The organism is Kitasatospora sp. NPDC097643 (assembly GCF_040302625.1).
Classification (GTDB): domain Bacteria; phylum Actinomycetota; class Actinomycetes; order Streptomycetales; family Streptomycetaceae; genus Kitasatospora.
The window spans coordinates 127,509-144,387 of record NZ_JBEOSA010000005.1; the positions used below are offsets into that span (position 1 = coordinate 127,509).

General features: G+C 70.1%; 20 protein-coding genes and 1 pseudogene. 16 read left to right on the top strand and 5 right to left on the bottom strand.

Annotated features, from left to right (window positions below; genetic code table 11):
• Positions 1–71: 71 nt before the first annotated feature.
• A complete protein-coding gene (locus ABTY15_RS05655; protein WP_350576544.1) occupies positions 72–917 on the bottom strand; it encodes a diacylglycerol kinase family protein in 846 nt (281 codons plus the stop codon).
• A 126-nt stretch (positions 918–1,043) separates the two neighbouring features.
• On the opposite strand from ABTY15_RS05655, the gene ABTY15_RS05660 reads away from it, so the two are divergent.
• Positions 1,044–2,327 (top strand): adenylosuccinate synthase, encoded by a 1,284-nt coding sequence (locus ABTY15_RS05660; RefSeq protein WP_350576547.1) that lies wholly within the window; start codon positions 1,044–1,046, stop codon positions 2,325–2,327.
• A 133-nt stretch (positions 2,328–2,460) separates the two neighbouring features.
• The gene (locus ABTY15_RS05665) at positions 2,461–3,063 is read left to right on the top strand and encodes a GNAT family N-acetyltransferase (protein WP_350576550.1); all 603 of its coding nucleotides are present in this window, start codon (positions 2,461–2,463) and stop codon (positions 3,061–3,063) included.
• Between the two features lie 171 nt (positions 3,064–3,234).
• On the opposite strand, the gene ABTY15_RS05670 is transcribed toward ABTY15_RS05665, so the two are convergent.
• Complete coding sequence (locus ABTY15_RS05670; protein WP_350576553.1) at positions 3,235–3,654, bottom strand: ATP-binding protein; 420 nt, start codon at positions 3,652–3,654, stop codon at positions 3,235–3,237.
• A 249-nt stretch (positions 3,655–3,903) separates the two neighbouring features.
• On the opposite strand from ABTY15_RS05670, the gene ABTY15_RS05675 reads away from it, so the two are divergent.
• The 12 genes and pseudogenes from ABTY15_RS05675 (at position 3,904) to ABTY15_RS05730 (ending at position 10,350) form a co-directional block, all read left to right on the top strand.
• Complete coding sequence (locus tag ABTY15_RS05675; protein WP_350576556.1) at positions 3,904–4,800, top strand: DUF5753 domain-containing protein; 897 nt, start codon at positions 3,904–3,906, stop codon at positions 4,798–4,800.
• Between the two features lie 2 nt (positions 4,801–4,802).
• A complete protein-coding gene (locus ABTY15_RS05680) occupies positions 4,803–5,003 on the top strand; it encodes a DUF397 domain-containing protein (protein WP_350576563.1) in 201 nt (66 codons plus the stop codon).
• Positions 5,004–5,018: 15 nt separating this feature from the next.
• The gene (locus ABTY15_RS05685; protein WP_350576566.1) at positions 5,019–5,207 is read left to right on the top strand and encodes a DUF397 domain-containing protein; all 189 of its coding nucleotides are present in this window, start codon (positions 5,019–5,021) and stop codon (positions 5,205–5,207) included.
• Between the two features lie 34 nt (positions 5,208–5,241).
• Positions 5,242–5,439, top strand: a complete 198-nt coding sequence (locus ABTY15_RS05690; protein ID WP_350576569.1) for a DUF397 domain-containing protein — start codon at positions 5,242–5,244, stop codon at positions 5,437–5,439.
• A gap of 158 nt (positions 5,440–5,597) precedes the next feature.
• Positions 5,598–5,810, top strand: a complete 213-nt coding sequence (locus tag ABTY15_RS05695; protein ID WP_350576572.1) for a hypothetical protein — start codon at positions 5,598–5,600, stop codon at positions 5,808–5,810.
• Positions 5,794–6,306: a DUF6879 family protein gene (locus ABTY15_RS05700; protein WP_350576574.1), complete on the top strand. Its 513-nt coding sequence runs from the start codon at positions 5,794–5,796 to the stop codon at positions 6,304–6,306. The genes ABTY15_RS05695 and ABTY15_RS05700 overlap by 17 nt, the downstream gene beginning before the upstream one ends.
• Complete coding sequence (locus ABTY15_RS05705) at positions 6,303–7,142, top strand: helix-turn-helix domain-containing protein (protein WP_350576577.1); 840 nt, start codon at positions 6,303–6,305, stop codon at positions 7,140–7,142. The genes ABTY15_RS05700 and ABTY15_RS05705 overlap by 4 nt, the downstream gene beginning before the upstream one ends.
• Before the next feature lie 310 nt (positions 7,143–7,452).
• Entirely contained in the window at positions 7,453–7,668 is a 216-nt protein-coding gene (locus ABTY15_RS05710; protein ID WP_350576579.1) for a hypothetical protein, read from the top strand.
• Positions 7,669–7,792: 124 nt separating this feature from the next.
• On the top strand, positions 7,793–8,047 hold the full coding sequence (locus ABTY15_RS05715) for a hypothetical protein (protein ID WP_350576582.1): 255 nt from the start codon (positions 7,793–7,795) through the stop codon (positions 8,045–8,047).
• Between the two features lies 1 nt (position 8,048).
• Positions 8,049–8,342, top strand: a pseudogene (locus ABTY15_RS05720) (MvdC/MvdD family ATP grasp protein); the annotation flags it as partial.
• A 257-nt stretch (positions 8,343–8,599) separates the two neighbouring features.
• Complete coding sequence (locus tag ABTY15_RS05725) at positions 8,600–9,022, top strand: MvdC/MvdD family ATP grasp protein (RefSeq protein ID WP_350576741.1); 423 nt, start codon at positions 8,600–8,602, stop codon at positions 9,020–9,022.
• Positions 9,019–10,350 carry a methyltransferase domain-containing protein gene (locus ABTY15_RS05730; protein ID WP_350576585.1) on the top strand — a complete coding sequence of 444 codons (1,332 nt, stop codon included), beginning with the start codon at positions 9,019–9,021 and terminating at the stop codon, positions 10,348–10,350. The genes ABTY15_RS05725 and ABTY15_RS05730 overlap by 4 nt, the downstream gene beginning before the upstream one ends.
• 291 nt (positions 10,351–10,641) lie before the next feature.
• Here the strand turns inward: ABTY15_RS05730 and ABTY15_RS05735 are convergent, their stop codons facing one another.
• The 3 genes from ABTY15_RS05735 to ABTY15_RS05745 all read right to left on the bottom strand — a co-directional run bounded on the left by ABTY15_RS05735 (position 10,642) and on the right by ABTY15_RS05745 (position 15,483).
• The gene (locus ABTY15_RS05735) at positions 10,642–12,858 is read right to left on the bottom strand and encodes a protein kinase domain-containing protein (protein WP_350576588.1); all 2,217 of its coding nucleotides are present in this window, start codon (positions 12,856–12,858) and stop codon (positions 10,642–10,644) included.
• 95 nt (positions 12,859–12,953) lie between these two features.
• A complete protein-coding gene (locus ABTY15_RS05740) occupies positions 12,954–15,218 on the bottom strand; it encodes a protein kinase domain-containing protein (RefSeq protein WP_350576591.1) in 2,265 nt (754 codons plus the stop codon).
• 109 nt (positions 15,219–15,327) lie between these two features.
• On the bottom strand, positions 15,328–15,483 hold the full coding sequence (locus tag ABTY15_RS05745; protein WP_350576594.1) for a hypothetical protein: 156 nt from the start codon (positions 15,481–15,483) through the stop codon (positions 15,328–15,330).
• A 249-nt stretch (positions 15,484–15,732) separates the two neighbouring features.
• Here ABTY15_RS05745 and ABTY15_RS05750 point away from each other — a divergent pair, with 249 nt between their 5' ends.
• Both ABTY15_RS05750 and ABTY15_RS05755 read left to right on the top strand, forming a co-directional pair.
• Positions 15,733–16,644, top strand: coding sequence for a helix-turn-helix domain-containing protein (locus ABTY15_RS05750; RefSeq protein WP_350576596.1), 912 nt, complete (start codon positions 15,733–15,735; stop codon positions 16,642–16,644).
• Complete coding sequence (locus ABTY15_RS05755) at positions 16,641–16,844, top strand: DUF397 domain-containing protein (RefSeq protein WP_350576599.1); 204 nt, start codon at positions 16,641–16,643, stop codon at positions 16,842–16,844. Before ABTY15_RS05750 ends, ABTY15_RS05755 begins: the two co-directional genes overlap by 4 nt.
• The last annotated feature ends 35 nt before the right edge of the window (positions 16,845–16,879 follow it).

The window sequence follows — 16,879 nt, forward strand, 5'->3', positions numbered from 1 at the left end:
GCGTGGTCGCGCGGCGGTGTCGCCTCCGGTAATCGCGTGGCGGTGTCGCCTCCGGTAATCGCGCCGTGCGGTCAGGCCGCCGGAAGGAGGAGGCCCCAGGCGCCCGGGTGCACCGTCCAGGTCCGGGCCCGGACGGGGCCGACCGGGTGACCGTCCGCCTCGTAGCCGAAGCCCCGGCCGACCACCGAGACGCTCGCCGCCCTGGCCCGCACGAGTGCACCGGGCGCGCGGACCACGATCTCCATCACGCCCGTCCCGTCGGACTCGCCGGTCGGCAGCATGACCTGGACCAGCCGGACCGGCCGGTGCACGTCCGCGAGCAGCCGGCCGTCGGCCTCCACCCGGATCCGGGGGCTGTGCTCGGGGCCGTCCGAGGTGAGTGCGTTCCCCTGCTCGGCCGCAGCCAGTTTCGCCCATAGCGAACGCCAGCCGCCCGTACGGCCGACCAGCCGCCACGCCCCGCCGCCGGAGATCCGTACCCCGGCCAGCGCCACCCCGCCACCGTCGTCCACCAGCAGGTCCAGCTTGCGCGGGGCGCCCGACAGCACCGCCCGCGCCGCCCGGACCGGCTCCCCCGGCACGCCGAGCGCACGGGCCGCCGCCACCTCCTCCGACCGGCCGACCGGAATCACGCCCACCGGATCCGTTCCCAGCTCACGCTGCCGATGGAGGGCCTGGAGCACCCGCTGCACGGCGAGATCGGAACCGATCACCACCGGTCGGCGGCGGCCCCGGTGCGAAAGCACCCGGTCGAGCTCGGACGGACTCTCCGGGTACACCACCTTGGCGTCCGCGCCTCCGCAGAGCACGTCCTTCGCGATCCGCACCGACTCGCCGTCGGTCTGCCGGGCCGCCGGGTCGAGGAGTAGCAGGAGCGGCTCGGGGCCGCCGGTTGCGGGCGTGGACAGGGACGACACGACCGGTCCTTCCTCAGGTAATCTCTCGGTGCAAGAGCCCCTTGCGCTACTGCGCCAGGGGCTTCGTCTATCTCGGGGCAGACTGCGGCCTACGCAGGATGCCCCAACCGGAAGGGGTGTACGCCTGTGCCGGCACTCGTGCTCGTTGGCGCTCAGTGGGGAGACGAGGGCAAGGGGAAGGCCACCGACCTCCTCGGCGGCTCCGTCGACTACGTCGTCCGCTACCAGGGCGGCAACAACGCCGGTCACACGGTGGTCATCGGCGACCAGAAGTATGCCCTGCACCTGCTCCCTTCCGGCATCCTCAGCCCGAACGTGACGCCGGTCATCGGCAACGGCGTCGTCATCGACCCGGGCGTGCTGCTCTCCGAGCTCAGCGGTCTCAACGAGCGCGGCATCGACACCTCCAAGCTGCTGATCTCGGGCAACGCCCACCTGATCACGCCGTACCACCGCACCCTCGACAAGGTCACCGAGCGCTTCCTCGGCAAGCGCCGCATCGGCACCACCGGCCGCGGCATCGGCCCGACCTACGCGGACAAGATCAACCGCGTCGGCATCCGGGTCCAGGACCTGTTCGACGAGTCGATCCTGCGCCAGAAGATCGAGGCGGCGCTGCACGACAAGAACCAGATCCTGGTCAAGCTGTACAACCGCCGCGCCATCCCGGCCGAGCTGGTCGTCGAGGAGTACCTCGGCTACGCGGACAAGATCAAGCCCTTCCTCGCCGACACCACCCTGGTGCTGGACGAGGCGCTGAAGGCGAACAAGGTCGTCCTGCTGGAGGGCGGCCAGGGCACCCTGCTCGACGTCGACCACGGCACGTACCCCTTCGTGACCTCCAGCAACCCGACCGCGGGCGGCGCCTGCACCGGCGCCGGCATCGGCCCCACCAAGATCGACCGGGTCATCGGCATCCTGAAGGCCTACACCACCCGCGTCGGCTCGGGCCCGTTCCCGACCGAGCTGCTCGACGCGGACGGCGAGGCGCTGCGCCGCATCGGCGGCGAGCGCGGCGTCACCACCGGCCGTGACCGCCGCTGCGGCTGGTTCGACGCCGTCATCGCGCGCTACGCGACCCGGGTCAACGGCCTCACCGACTTCTTCCTCACCAAGCTCGACGTGCTCACCGGCTGGGAGCAGATCCCGGTCTGCGTCGCGTACGAGATCGACGGGCAGCGGGTCGAGGAGCTCCCCTACAACCAGTCGGACTTCCACCACGCCAAGCCGATCTACGAGACGCTGCCGGGCTGGAACGAGGACATCAGCAAGGCGAAGACCTTCGCCGACCTGCCGAAGAACGCGCAGGCGTACGTGAAGGCGCTGGAGGAGATGTCCGGCGCGCCGATCTCGGCGATCGGCGTCGGTCCGGGCCGGGACGAGACGATCCAGATCAACTCGTTCATCTGAGACTGAGCGCTTCGGCTGCTCCGAAGGGCCGTGCGGGATGCGTTCCCGCAGGGCCCTTCGCTTTGCCTGCTTGCGATTGCACTAGTTCATAACACTCTTGCCTCTAGTGCATAACGGCGCTACCTTTCGGATCATGACCGCGAAGCTGCCCACCCCCGTCACCCTCACCGGCCGCCACGTTCGCCTGGAGCCGCTGACCCGCGACCACCTGCCCGAGCTGTGGGCCGCCATCGGCTCCGACCCGGACGTCTGGCGCTGGATCCCCTTCATCGCTCCGCAGAGCGAGGAGGAGCTCGGCGCGATCCTCGACATCCGGCTCGCCGAGGTGGCGAAGGGGACGGCCGTGAAGTTCGCCGCCATCGACCTCGCGAGCGGGAAGGCCGTCGGCATCACCGGGTTCTACGGCTTCAGCGCCGCCGACGAGCTGGTCGAGATCGGCGGCACCTGGAACGCCCGGTCGGCGTGGCGGACGGGGCTCAACACCGAGTCCAAGCTGATGCTGCTCACGTACGCCTTCGAGGAGCTGGGCATGGGGAGGGTGTTCTGGAAGACCGACGCCCTCAACGAGCGCTCGCGCAACGCGATCCTGCGGCTCGGCGCGCAGTTCGAGGGGGTCCACCGGCGGGAGAAGCGGCGCGACAACGGGGTCTGGCGGGACACGGCGTACTTCTCGATGCTGGCGGAGGAGTGGCCGGCCGCGAAGGCTCGGCTGGTCGAGCGGCTGGCGGCCGGATGACAGCCCGCCCGCCACGGACGTGTCGGGACTGCGTCTACTTCTCGCTGCCGGCGGAGGAGCGGCCCGAGGTCAAGTCCCTTTTGGTGGAGCGTCCTTCGCGCGGCTGATTGCTCGCCCGCCACGCCACCCATCCGGCAAAGACGAGCGCGATCAGCAACGAGACCAATCCGATCACGTGTGCCCCACCTTCGTCACGGCCCAGACCGCCTTGCCGTGCGGGCCAGTTGGTTCGACGCCCCACGCTTCGGCGAGCGCGTCGACGATGTCCAGGCCCCGGCCGCTCGCCCGCGAGTCGTCCGGGGCCTGTCGCTGAACGGGGGTGCGGGAGGCGTCGGAGACGGTCATGTGCAGCCTGCCGTCCCGGAGTTCGAGGAGGATCGCGGGCCGCCCCTCCCCGTGGATCAGCGCGTTGGTGACGAGTTCCGAGAGGATCAGGCACGCCGAGTCGGGGTCGAGCCCGATGGCGTCGAGGATGTCCCGCAGGAGTCGGCGGATCGGCCCGACCATGCCCGGGAGGGCGGGCGGCACGAGGTCGAGCCGGAAGTCGGAGATGAGGGCGGCCTGCGAGGGGCGGAACGATGGAAGGCACATGACTGTCTCCAGCCCTGAGTTGAGAGGAATGTACCCACACGAGAGAACGTCACCCGTGGCCTGCCCCGAACCCGGGGTGCACTTTGGGCTCTGATCAACCATCAGTAGTCGATCGGATACTCAAGGTAGAACCAACCCCCTCATTCATGCAACCACTCACACGGGTGACGCTACGGTGAGTCCCTGGGCGGGTGGCGCTGTGTGACACTCACGCGCGACACTTCCGGTGCCACGCGAAGGGACGGGACTTTGGCTCTGCGAGCGCACATCAGCGAACGCCAGCGGCGATACGGCGCCGAAGTGCGCCGGCTCCGCCTGAACGCCGACGTCGCAGTGCAGGCCGCCGCAGCCCACGTCGGCATGCGCGGCCCCCAGCTCAACCACATCGAGGCCGCACGCACCGGCCTCGACGAGACCAGGATGCGCGCCCTGGCAGCCCTCTACGGCTGCACGGATGAGGAGTACCTGGCCACACTCGCCGCCCTCGGGGCCAGCGACGGCAAGGGCTGGTGGAACGCCCACAAGCGACGCGTGCCGGACTTCGCCCTGGACCTCGCCGAACTCGAGCACTGGTCGAGCCGGGCCTACCTCAACTACGAGACGTTCCTCATCCCCGGGATGCTCCAGACCGAGGAGTACATGCGCCAGCTCTTCGGGACCAGCGAGGCGACACTCTCCGCCCGACAGCTCGACGACACGCTGCGCTTCCGCCTCGACCGGCAGCAAATTCTCCACGGGCCAGGCGAGTTCCACTTCGTCATCCACGAAGCAGCCCTGCTGATGTCCTTCGCAGGCAGCAATGTCATGCGCCGCCAGCTCGCCCATTTGCTCTCCGCGGCGGAGAAACCGAATGTGACCATCCAGGTCTTCCCGTTCAGCGCCAGGGCGACGCCGCCCTACAGCGGTCCCTTTCTCATCACCGAGCCGGCATCGGCCGAGCTGTCGACCGTCGTCATCGACAGCCCTGGTGAACCGGCCTTCCACGACCTGCCCGAAACCGTACAGAAGTTCAGGGACCGATTCGACGACCTCAGCCGACTCGCGCTGAACCCCGGAAGCGCGGCGACATCATCCGATCCCTATTCGGCGCGGGACTCCTGGGGCGTCATCCAACACATCAAGCACGGACTGGAATTGGAGAGGTAGCCATGTCCCCACAGTGGCAGAAGTCGACCAGCAGCTCCCAAGACGGCGGCAACTCGGTGGAGGTGTCCGTCAATGACCAGGGGCTGATCGAGGTCCGCGAGTCCGCCAGTCCGGACTCGACCATCGTCACCACCCCCCTCAAGTTCGCCCTCTGGATCGAAGGCGTCAAGCGCGGCGAGTTCGACCACTTCGGCGACGCGTAGCCAGGCAGGGGCACCATGGAAGATCTCGACTGGCACACGCCGAGCAGCTTCGGCGCGGGCAACAACTGCCCCGAGGTGGCGATCACAGCAGACTCGGTCTTCGTCCGAAGCCGCCTCACCCCCGACGCGCAAACCGTCCGCTTCACCCACCAGGAGTGGAAGGACCTCCTCGCCGGCATCGCCAACGGGGAGTTCACCGTCTGACAGCATCCCTAGCCAGCCGACCCGAGGAGCCCCGATGAGCGAATGGCAGCGGCCGTCCATGAGCGGCGAGTCCAACGAGTGCCTGGAAGTCCGGACCATCAACGGCATGGTCGAGATCCGCGAGTCCGACAGCGACGAGGTCATCGTCCGCACCACCCCCAAGAAGTGGGAAGCCTTCCTCCTCGGCGTCCAGGCCGGCGAGTTCGACCACTTCGTCGCCGACGCCACGTAGTCGTTCCGGCGGCCCCTTGCTCCTCGCAAGGGGCCGCCGGCTAGGAACGCGCCCAACAGTCCTACCAAGCTTTCCTGTTGTGGAAAGCTGACGCAGTTGACCTGGCCCGGACGAGGCAGCGACCATCAACGTAGGCGACTACGGAACGAGGAGGACCAGTGGCACTGCGCAAACTGTCCGGCGACTCGGACTGCAAGAACGGCACGTGCCCGACGCTGTGGAGCACCGAAGACGAAACGACCTACCTGGTGCAGGGGTTCGTGGTCACCGACCCTGACCAGCTTGCTCAGATCGGACTCCCTCCGGGAGAAACCGTCGTTCGAGTCCCCGCAAACGTTCTGGAGGACTACTTCCGTGCTCAACGGAACTGAATTCGGTCGACTGTTCGAAACATTCGAGCGAACGGCATTCCGACTGGAGACGCTCGACCTGTATGACATCGAGGACGAGCGAGAAGAGTTCGAGGCATTCCTCGAAGGCAAGCCCATGCCACCGGAGTGGAGCGACAATCCATGGGTCCGGTCGATGACCCGCCTTGGAAAGTCGGTATCACGCGTCCATGTGCTGAAGTCACCGTTGACGGACTACCTTCGCTACGAGCTGTCCGCCTACCCCGGAAACATCACTGCGGGCGAGTCCATCGGGATCATCGACCTTGCCCAGCAGAATGTATTCGGACTGCCGAATCACGACTTCTGGCTCTTCGATGACATCGACGTCTACCGAATGCATTACACGCCGGATGGAAGATTCACAGGGGCCGAGAAGCTCCCCCCGAATATGACGCCTCAATACCGCCGATACCAAGAGGTGGCGACGATTCACGCCGTGCCCTTCGCAGAATACTGGGAGCGGCTCAACCGTTGAGTGAAGTTTCTGGAGATCTCGGCAAGGCCCTGCGGGCACTGCGTGGTGCCTCGGGCCTTACCGGGGAGACAGTAGCCCGTAGGGCCTCCATGTCTCCAGGAAAACTCAGCAAGATCGAGCACGGCAAGGTGCTTCCCAGCGTCGTGGATACCGACCTGATTCTCACGGCACTCGGCGTCTCGGAGGCAGTGAAGGCCCAGTTCCTCGAACAAGCCCGAGCCGCGGCCACCGAGGAAACCGCCTGGAGGCTCATACACCGCACTGGCCTCTGGAAGCATCAACAAGCAATCCAGGCCATCGAAGAGCACACCGAGCGACTGAGACTGTTTCAGGGGCAACTCATCCCCGGACTTCTACAGACGCCGGAATATGTGGCCGCCATCTTCGAACTCATTCCCGGACTCTCCGAGGAGAGTCGGGCCAGAGGCATTGCGGCACGACTAGCACGACAACAAGCGCTCCATGACCGCAGCAGGTCATTCCACTTTCTTGTTTGCGAACACGTTCTCCGATGGAGAATCTGCGATCCCAGCATCATGGCAATGCAACTGGACCGGCTTGCCTCAGCATCGCGACTCCCGAATGTGACAATTGGCATCCTTTCACAAAACACCCGGATGCCGGACTTCCCGATGACCTGCTTCAGCCTCCATGACGATCGCTTGGTGATCGTGGAGACCTTCCACTCGGAGATCACCACTCGAGACCCGAGAGACATCAGGACATACGTAGAAACATTCGACCGATTTTCCTCGGCGGCCGTCTACGGCCATGATATGCGCATCGTTGCAGAAGGAATCCGCGACGAATTCTTGCGCGAACAGGAAAGCCGCTAGCGACTCGGGGAATACCGGCCCTAATTTGGTGTCCCGCCCAACGGAGCCGAGTGCACGGGGAGCAGAGCATGGCAGTCACGGGGCCTGTACCAACGAACGCCGACATGCCGCCGCGACGGCGGCGGACGTTGCGGGAGTTGCTGGATCGGGTTGAGAGGAATCCGGTTCGGAAGGACCTTTCGACCGGGCGCCTCGTGGAGATCGTGGAGGCCGATGGCGGCGGGGCTTTGGTACGGCTGTTGTTCGAGCCGAATGGGGCGACCTGGTGGGTGCCGGCTGATCAGCTCACCACGCGCATCGGGTTGTGGGGGTGAGCGTGTACCGCGAGGTGTGGAAGCCGCAGGCCGGGCAGCGGGTGTACGAGCGCAAGTCCGGGGCGGCCGTCGAAGTGATGGATGTCGGGCAAGAGGGCGTCTATGTGCGGCCGTTGAGGGGTGGGCGCGAGCGGGTCGTTCGGCTCGGCGAGCTGGTGCCGCCGGATGACGCTCCGGGTGGGTTCTTCGACTGGCAGGCCGCACGCGGGTAGCGCACGGCCTGCCTGCCAACGACAGACAACAGGAGGTACACATGTCCACCATCGTTGGGAAACGACCGCGGGGTGTCTCGGTCTTCGACCGGCCCGAGGCTCGGCTGCCGTTGAGCACCGCCGGGTGACGACCCTGCCCGTGTTGGACGGGGAGGGCGAGCCGGGGAGTCCGTTCGCGTTCCGGTTCCTCGTGCCGGTCACCGGTGCCGGGGGGATCATCCCGGCCGACATCGGCTACGACGAGGACACCCAGACCTGCACGTACCAGGGCCTCCCGCCCGGGGTCTACATGACGAGCAGCCCGCCGAAGACGTACGGGCCGACCGAACCGACCGGGCAGATGGACGCGCCGGACGACCCCGGAAGCAGTAACGACTGAGATGGCGGGCGCTGATGCCGTCCTCGTGCTCACGGGGACCTTCGATCCGACCGCCGATCTCGTGATCGAGGAACTCAACCGGCGCGGGACCGCAGTCTTCCGCGCCGATACGGCCTGGTTCCCGTCGAGGCTGGCGCTGGCCGCCAGCCTCGACGGGGCGGCCAGTTGGTGCGGGACCCTTGCCACCGAGCGGCGGGTGCTGGACCTCTCGGCTGTGCGCGCCGTCTACTACCGTCGGCCGACTCCACCGGAGTTCCCGGAGTCGGTGTCGTCCGAGGCTCGTACGGTGGCTGCCGCCGAAGCCCGGCGTGGCTTCGGCGGCCTGCTCTCGGCGCTGCCTTGTCGTTGGCTTCCCCCGCCCGGGCGGGCGGCAGACGCCGAGTACAAGCCGCTTCAGATCCGTGTGGCGGCCGAGTCGGGGCTGCGGGTCCCGAGGACGTTGATCACCAACTGTCCGGAGGCTGCACGACAGTTCGCAGGCAGCATCGGGGCCTCCGTGGTCTACAAGCCCTTCACTCCGATCCGGGGGCCCTCGATCACCGGTCGGTCGCGGTGTACGCGAGCCTCCTGGCGCATGACGACATCGGCCACCCATCGATCGCCAGCACTGCTCACCTGTTCCAGGAATGGGTCCCCAAGGCACATGAGGTCCGGCTCACCGCAGTCGGCGGGCGGCTGTTCGCCGCCGAGATCCATGCGAACTCCGACGCAGCGCGGGTTGATTGGCGGAGTGACTACGACAGCTTGAGCTACCAGGTGTGCGAGCCGCCGGTTGCCGTGGCGCAGGGGGCGCGTCGGATGATCGGCCAACTCGGCCTTCCCTACGGCGCGTTCGACTTCGTCGTATCGCCGTCGGGGGAATGGACGTTCCTCGAGGTGAATCCCAACGGGCAGTACGGGTTCATCGAGCAGGCGACCGGTCTGCCCATCACTGCTGCCATCTGCGACTACTTGGAAGGGACCGGCCGGGCATGACCACCGTTCTCGACGATGCACAACAGCTCCTGGCCGCCCGCATCGGTCTGGCCTCGGCGATCGAGCGGAGCGGCACGCTGCTCTCCTCGCGGGTGGTCGAGGCCTTTCTCAACGTTCCCCGTCATGTCTTCGTACCGGCCTTCTACCGGCATGACGGCGATGTCCACCGCCCCTGGCGGGCCACCGGCCCGGACGGCGCCGACTGGCTGCGGCACGTGTACGCGGACCAGGTACTGGTCACCGAGGTCGACGGCGTGCAGGCGGAGGAGGCGAAGCCGGACGGGCAGAGTGGGGCGGCGACGTCCTCCTCCACCCTCCCGAGCCTGATGGCCGACATGCTCGACGCCCTCGACGTCCGGCCCGGGGATCGCGTCCTGGAGGTCGGTACCGGTACCGGCTACAACGCGGCCCTGCTCTGCCACCTGGCCGGCGCAGCTCGTGTCACCACGGTCGACTGCACCGAGCAGTTGGTGTCCGCAGGGCGATCCCGTCTGCACATGGCGGGGTTCGAGGCGGTTGTCCAGCGTGCCGACGGGGCAGACGGGTATCCGGGCGGGGCGCCGTTCGACCGGATCATCGCCACCTGCTCCGTCCGCCGGATCCCGCAGGCCTGGCTCGACCAGTGCGCACCGGGTGGCCTGATCGTCGCCCCCGTCCAGGGCGCCCTGGACGGGGGCGCGGTGGCCCGTCTCACCAAGCTGCCGGGCGGCCGTGCCGTCGGCCGGTTCCTCCAGCGACCCGCCGCCTTCATGCCGTTGCGTTCCGGGGGCGACGTTCGGCGGCCGGAGACACCCGAACCAATCACCGGCCGCAGCACGAAGACCGGTGCCCGCGTCCTGGACGACTACGGCTTCTCCTTCTGGGCCGGCCTCCATCTCGGCCCCACGGTCGATCGGCGAGGCGCCACGCTCCACGACCGCGCGGGCGGCTCGGCCGCCCGCGCGCAGCACCACCCCGACGGTTCGTCCACCGTGGCCGTGGCGGGCCCCGCGACCTGTGGCGGGTCATCGAGGAAGCACACGACAGCTGGCTCCGCCACAACCGTCCTCGGCGCGAGTGGCTCACCATCGAGGCCGGGCCAGAGGGCCAGTCCGTCGGCTACACAGTTCCGGACGGCTCCTCGACGCGATGGAACCTCTGAGTCTGGCGAGAGGGGCCGATTGGTTCCCGGTCGTCCGCAGCGGTGGCTGCGGACGGCCGGGGAAGGGGACGCGCGATGCACTTCCACGGATACGAATGGGCCGGGGACGGGCGGCTGTTGGGGCGGGAGGCGGAGCGGCGGCCGGTGGAGGGGAGCGGGTTCAGGGCCTCCGAGCTGCCGCCGGTGATGACCGGGTGGTGGCTGCTACGGCCGGCGGCGCAGGTGCAGGGGACGTGGAGAGAGGCCACGGAGGCGGTCGCGTGGTTGGTGCGGAGATTCGAAGCGCACACGCCGGGTGGGGAGGTGTGGTGCCCGACGATGAGGCGGAGTGGGTATGCGGTAACGCAGTTGGGGAACGGCGACGACGTCGTGTGGGCAGGATGGGTCTCCGACAGCCGCTGGGCGGGGCACTACGTCGTTGCCTGTCCCAACAAGGCATGGTCAGCGCTCAGTTGTCCGTCTCACTGAGCGCTGAGGCTCAATCCGTCGGTAGGGCCGAGAGATTGTGCTTGAGCCAGGCGTAGGCGAGTTTGCCGTTGGTGCTGAGGTGGAAGGTCTCGCTGATGCGTTCCGCCTCGTTGTACTTGGGGTCGGTGAAGGTCCACTTGAGACGGCCGGTGGTGGTGTCGATGGCGTGGACGCAGGGGGTGCCGTTGTCGCCGGTCTGGCCGGCGACGAAGAGGGTGGTGGCGATGAGGACGGGGGGTTCGCGGAAGTCGGGGACGCGGTCGAGGGCGCAGGTCCAGTGGGGCTTGCCGGTGGTGGCGTCGACGGCGGAGAAGGACTCGTTGCCGGCGCTGAGGTAGAGGGTGCCGTCGGCGACGAGGAGGGCACCGACGCGGCCGCCCTCAGGGGGGTCGATGCGCCAGACGGGCTTGCCGTCGGTGAGGGCGACGGCCTGGAGGCCGAAGCCGTCGGCGGCGCAGTAGGCGCGCTGGTCGTCGGCCCAGACGGGCCAGTCGGCGCGGCTGCCGGTTTCGACCTTCCAGAGGCGCTTGCCGTCGGCGGTGTTGCGGGCGACGACGGCGTTGGCGTTGTTGAGGTGCAGGAGGGTGGTGCCGGAGACGGTACCCGGGGCCTTGAGGTCGGCGACGTCGGCGTCCTCCTGGTACCAGAGCTGGCCGGCGAGGCCGCGGCGGAGGGCCATCATGCCGGGGTTCCCGCCGCTGTAGTCGTTGCGGGCGATGGTGACCTTGGCGAAGACGGCCTGGTCGGTGGCGGCGACGAAGGTCTCGACGTGGAGCTTGTTGCCGCCGGGGTAGTCCGGGGCGGTGCTGTAGCTGACCGAGCCGTCGGCGGGGGCGATCCGCTGCATCTGGGTGACCTCGGTGCAGTAGAGGTCACCGGCCGCGACGGAGTAGACGTCGATGCTGCTGTTCTTGCGCTGCCAGACGACGCTGCCGGTGGCCGCGTCGAGGGCGGTGAGCTGGTCGGCGTCGGTGTAGACCTGGTCGCCGAGGGCGAGGGCCGGGCGGAGGGCCGGGTCGACGCCCCCGGTGGTGTAGGTCCAGACGGGCTTCGGGGCGGGCCGCAGGGTCCGGGTCGCGGAGGGTGTGGCGCCCGGGGTGGGGCCGTTCGGGACGTCCTTGGGGCGGGTGAGGGCCCAGGTGACGCCGGCGATGGCGGCGAGGCTGCCACCGCTGAGGAGGAGGCGGCGGCGGGAGAGGCCGGGGGTAAAGCGGGTAACAGGGGCGGGGACGGAGGGAAGGGGAGGCCCGAAGGCGCCGGCGGGACCGGCGGGAGAGGCCGGGCCCGCGACCTGGGTCGGGGTGTACGGCACCGCGGCCGGGGCGGGCGGTCCGTCGCGCAGCGGGGTCTCCAGGTCCATCACCGCCGCCGCGTGCCGGGCGAGGACGGCCGCGACCGGGCCGGGGTGCCATTCGCCGAGGGCCGCGCCGGTGGCGAGCCGGGCCCGCAGCTCGGTGGGGGTCGGCCGCAGGGCGGGGTCCTTGCGGAGGCAGGGTTCCAGGACGGCGCGCAGTGCGGGCGGGACGTCGCCGAGGTCGGCGTCCTCGTGGACGACCTTGTAGAGCTGGGCGGCGATGCCGGAGGCGCTGTCGAACGGGCCGTGGCCGGTGGCCGCGTAGATCAGGACGGAGGCGAGCGAGAAGACGTCGCCGGGCGCGCCGGTGGGCCGGCCGGAGGCCTGTTCGGGGGACATGAAGCCGGGTGAGCCGACCACCGCGCCGGTCTGGGTCATCGAGTCGCCGTCCATGGCCCGGGCGATGCCGAAGTCGATGACGCGCGGCCCGTCGGCGGCGAGCAGGACGTTGGAGGGCTTGAGGTCGCGGTGGACGAGCCCGGCGCGGTGGATCGCCTCCAGGGCCTCGGCGAGCCGGGTGCCGAGGGCGCGGACGGAGGCCTCGGGCAGCGGGCCGTGGTCCCGGACGGCGTCGGTGAGGGAGGGGCCGAGGACGTAGGCGGTGGCGAGCCAGGGGGCGGGCGCGTCCGGGTCGGCGTCGGTGACGGGCGCGGTGTAGGCGCCGTCGACGGCCTGGGCGGCGGCGACCTCGCGGCGGAACCGGGCGCGGAACTCGGCGTCCTGGGCGAGTTCGGGCCGCACCACCTTGACCGCGACGGTGCGCCCGCCGGTCGAGCGGGCGAGGTACACCTGGCCCATGCCGCCGGCGCCGAGGCGGGCGATCAGCCGGTAGGGCCCGACCGCCTCTGGATCGGTGCTGTTCAACGGCTCCATCGCGCGGCCCCCCGGGCGAAATCGTCGATCGGTGTTGCCGGGTGATCGTATGACAGCGGGCGGAGGCCGGATGACGCAGGCCGGATGAGGGAGGCTCAGTCGGCGGGGAGGGCGTGCAGGGTGGTTCCGAGCCAGGCGAAGGCCAGCTTGCCGTTGGTGCTGAGGTACCAGTGGTCGGTGGACGGGTTGGCGGCCGGAGCGGCGGGATCGGTGTAGGTCCACTTGAGGCGGCCGGTGGTGGTGTCGACGGCGTGGACGCCGACGGCGGGGGTCTGACCGGCGACGGAGCCGGTGACGGAGCCCGCGACGGAGCCCGCGACGAAGAGGGTGGTACCGACGAGGACCGGGGCGACCGCCGGGTCGGGGGTGTGCGGCAGCGGGCAGGTCCAGCGGACCTTCCCGGTGGCGGCGTCGTGGGCGGAGACGGTGGCGGAGCCGTCGCTGAGGTAGAGGGTGCCGCCGGCGACCAGGACGGCGCCGACGCGGCCGCCCGCCGAGGGGGTGAGGTGCCAGACCGGCTTGCCGTCGGTGAGGCCGACCGCCTGGAGGCCGTCGCCGTCGGCGGCGCAGTAGGCGCGCTGGTCGTCGCACCAGACGGGCCCGGCGGTCTTGCCGCCGGTCTCGACCTTCCAGAGCCGCTTGCCGTCGGCGGTGTTGCGGGCGACGACGGCGTTGGCGTTGTTGAGGTGCAGGAGGGTGCTGCCGGAGACCGCGCCGGGGGTCTTGAGGTCGGCGACGTCGGCGTCCTCCTGGTACCAGAGCTGGCCGGTGAGGCCTCGGCGGAAGGCCATCAGGCCCCTGGTGGCGCCGCTGGAGTCGGCCCGGGCGATGGTGACCTTGGCGAAGACGGCCTGGTCGGTGGCGGCGACGAAGGTCTCGGCGCGGAGCTTCTTGCCCCCGGTGTAGTCCGGGGAGGTGCCGGCGGCGGTGGAGCCGTCGGCGGGGGCGACCCGCTGGAGCTGGGTGCCGGTGGCGCAGAGGAGGTCACCGGCGGCGGCCGCGTACTGCGGGGTGTTCTCGTTCTTGCGCTTCCAGAGGACGTTGCCGGTGGCCGCGTCGAGGGCGGTGAGCTGGGTGGCGTCGGTGTAGACGCGGTCGCCGAGGACGAGGGCCGGGTGCGGGCCGGACAGCTTGGCGTCGGTGGTGTACTTCCAGACCGCGGCCGGGGCGCTGCCCGGGGTGGGCCGGCCGCTCGGGGTCGCGCCGGCCGTGGCGTGGGCGACCGGCGTCTGGGGGTGGGGCGCGGGCTTGGGGCGGGTGAGGGACCAGGCGGTGCCGCCGATCGCGGCCGCGGCGGCGACGCTGCCACCGCCCAGGAGCAGCCGGCGGCGGGAGAGGCCGGAGCTGCGGCGGGGGGCGGAGGACGCGGCCGGCGTGGCCGGGTACTCGGGGCTGGGGGCCGGGGCGGGCCGCGCGGGCCGGGGCTCCGGCGGGGTGTACGGCAGCGCCGGTGCGGGAGCGAGCGGCGCGGGGGTGGCCGCAGCGGCGCGCAGCGGGGTGTTCAGGTCCGTCACCGCGGCCGCGTGCCGGGCGAGGGCGGCCACCACCGGGGTGGGGAGCCCGCTGCCGGTGGGGGCGTCGACGGCGAGCCAGGCGCGCAGTTGGGCGGCGGCCGGCCGCAGCACGGGGTCCGTGCGCAGACAGTGTTCGAGGACGTCGCGCAGCGCGGCCGGGACGCCGGTGAGGTCGGGCTCGCCGTGGCCGCGGTGGTCGAACGGGCCGTGGCCGGTGGCGGCGTGGACGAGCACGCAGGCGAGCGAGTAGACGTCGCCGCGGGCGCCGGGGGCGCGGTCGGGGGTCCGTTCCGGCGGCAGGTAGCCGAGCGAGCCGGCGGTCCGGCCCGTGGGGTCGCCGTCGACGGCCCGGGCGATGCCGCCGTCGAGCAGGCGCGGCCCGTCGGCGGTGAGCAGGACGGTGGACGGCTTGAGGTCGCGGTGCACCTGTCCGGCGCGGTGGATCGCCTCCAGGGCCTCGGCGAGCCGGGTGCCGAGGGCGCGGACGGAGGCCTCGGGCAACGGGCCGTGGTCCCGGACGACGTCGGCCAGGGAGAGGCCGAGCACGTGGGTGGTGGCGAGCCAGGGGGCGGGCGCGTCGAGGTCGGAGTCGGTGACGGGCACCGTCTGGGCGCCGGTCACGGCCCGCGCGGCGGCGAGCTCACCCCGCAGACGGGCCCGGAGGTCGGGGTCCCGGGCCAGTTCGGGCCGGACCACCTTGACCGCGACCGTGCGTCCGTCGGTGGAGCGGGCGAGGTAGGCCTGCCCGGTGCCGCCCGCGCCGAGGCGGGCGAACAGCCGGTAGGGCCCGACCGACTCCGGGTCGGTGCTGTGCAGCGGCTCCATCTCGCCCCCGTACGGATTCATCTGTCGGCGTTGCCGGGTGATCGTACGACAGCGGATCGTCGCTTCTCCCGGGCGGGGCGGGATGGCGGTGCAGGGGCGGGGGACGGCGGTGTACGGGCAGGGGCCGGCGCTATTTCTCCTCCCCGCCGGACGAATGGCGGGCGGCGAACTCGCGCTTTACCGAACGCGCTGCGCGGGGCTGGACGTTGACCAGCCAGACCAGCCAGCCGACGAATAGCACGGCGAGCAGGAGGGCGGACAATCCGGCGACCAGGAGGGCGTTCACCTGGTGGCGGGGAATGGCGGTGGAAGCGGCATGGCTGTCTCCAATTGGCCGCGGCGGATTGGTTGCGGTGGATCGGCTGCGGTGGATCGGCTGCGGTGGATCGGCTGCGGTGGATTGACGGCGACAAGTCAGTGACTGACAAGTCGCGGACGCGGCACCGACCTTAGGGTCGAGGTGCAAGACTTGCTACCGAGAGAGTGAACGTTCACTCCATCGTGGGGTATCCCCCATTTCAGTCGCCATGGCCGGGTGCAGGCGGCACACTTCACCGGAAGCATCGACCGACCCCGCGATCCGGAGAAGAGAGTCATGCCACCCCGCTTGTCGCCGACCGTGCGCCAGCAGCGCCTTGGCATCGAGCTGCGCAAGATGCGTGAACACGTGGGCGTGACGCCCAAGACCCTGGCCGCCACCATCGGCACCGACCTGCCCAAGATCTCCCAGATGGAGAACGGCAAGTCCGGCATCAGCGCCGAGCGGCTGCGGGTCTGGGCGCGCACCTGCGGCCGCATCGAGGGCCCCTATCTCGACGCGCTGCTGGCGATGACGCAGGACCGGCGGAAGTACTGGTGGGACGGCTACCGCGGTCGGCTGCCCAGCGGCATCATCGACATCGCGGAGATGGAGCACCACGCGGAGTCGTTGACGATCCTGCACACCAGCTTCATCCCCGGCCTGTTGCAGACCCCGGCGTACGCCTCCGCGGTGTTCGCCCGGCTGCGGCCGGCGTTGCCGGGGCCGGAGGCGGAGGCGCGAACGGCATTCCGGATTCAGCGCCAGCGGCTGTTCACCGAGCGCCCGAAGCCGTACACCGCTTTCATCCACGAATCCGCGCTGCGGATGCAGTTCGGCGGTCCGGTGGTGCTGCGCGAGCAGTTGCGCAGCCTGCTCCGGGATTCCGAGCGGCCCGGCGTGGAGATCCGGACGATCCCGTTCAGCGTGGACACCTTTCCGGGGTCCGGGGAGAGCCTCTATCTGGCCTGCGGGCCGGTTCCGGAGCTCGACACCGTCCAGATCGATCTCTCCCAGGGGCCGAAGTTCGTGCACACCGATGTCGATTTGCAGACGTACCGCGAGATCAAGACCGAGACCGAGGCGATCGCGCTCGACCCGGTCGAGTCCCGGGACTTCATCCGGGCGATACTGGAAAACCTCTCATGAGCAGCAGGTGGCAGAAGTCGTCGTCCAGCGGCGAGGCCAACGAGTGCGTGGAGATCCGGGCCGCCGACGGCCTGGTGGAGATCCGCGAGTCGGACCGCGCGGACGTGGTGGTCCGGACCACTCCGCGCAAGTGGGCGGCGTTCGTCCGTGGTGTGAAGGCCGGGGAGTTCGACCGGTACGGCGACTTCGGCGCTCCCTGAGCGCCGGCATGAGCAGCGGTGGCGCCGGGGTGAGC